This window comes from Solirubrobacter ginsenosidimutans, assembly GCF_027587205.1.
Map to the genome: position 1 here is coordinate 1 of NZ_JAPDOD010000142.1, position 689 is coordinate 689.

Below are 689 nucleotides of genomic sequence, written 5' to 3' on the forward strand. Positions count from 1 at the left end.
ACGTGCTGCTCCGCGCGTGTGAGCGCGCGCTCGATCTGCTCGGCGTCCTTGTCGATGCCGACGACGATCAGCGCCGCCTTGCCCGGCTCGAGCAGCGCGCCGATGTCCTTGGCGTCGCCGCGGCTGGTGCCGTGCGCGAGGTGTCCGAACCACGCGCCCAGGCCGGCGCCGGCCCCGGCCATGCCCGCGTAGCTGACCGCGGGGAGCAGGAATGGGAACACGACGGCCGCACCGGCCCCGGCGGCGAGGCCGATCCACGCCCCCTTCTTCGTCGGTTTCTCGGTCTTGGTGACCTTCACGTCCCCGTCCGGGGTGTGAACGACGATCGCCGAGTCATACGACCCAATCGCCTTGCCTCGGTGAAGCGACTCGATCGCCTCGTAGTCCGCGTCGGCATCGGCGACGTTGTCGTAGATGCCGGTGTAGAAGAACATGGGCTTTGCCATGTCGTGCTCCTCCCTCATTGAGGTGTTGACTTAGCCTCTGCCAGCTACCGCTCAGACGCATCGTCCGATCGGGATGAACGGCCCTCAGCTCGAGGGCGCCGGTACCGCCTCGATCGTGGGCGCGCGGCCGTTTTGCTCGCTGCGGTCGCGCAGCTCGTTGCTGATGTGCACGGCCGCGGACGTCAGCGGCGCGGCGAGCGTCAGCCCGACCATCCCGAACAGGGCGCCGGCGCCGATCGTGAC

Annotated in this window: 1 protein-coding gene; it reads right to left on the reverse strand. The window is 69.1% G+C overall.

Going from position 1 to position 689, the window contains the following annotated elements; genetic code table 11:
* Positions 1–446, reverse strand: a 446-nt coding sequence (locus OM076_RS44550) for a DUF1269 domain-containing protein (RefSeq protein WP_270046770.1), incomplete at its 3' end; no start/stop codon positions are given.
* Positions 447–689 lie beyond the last annotated feature (243 nt).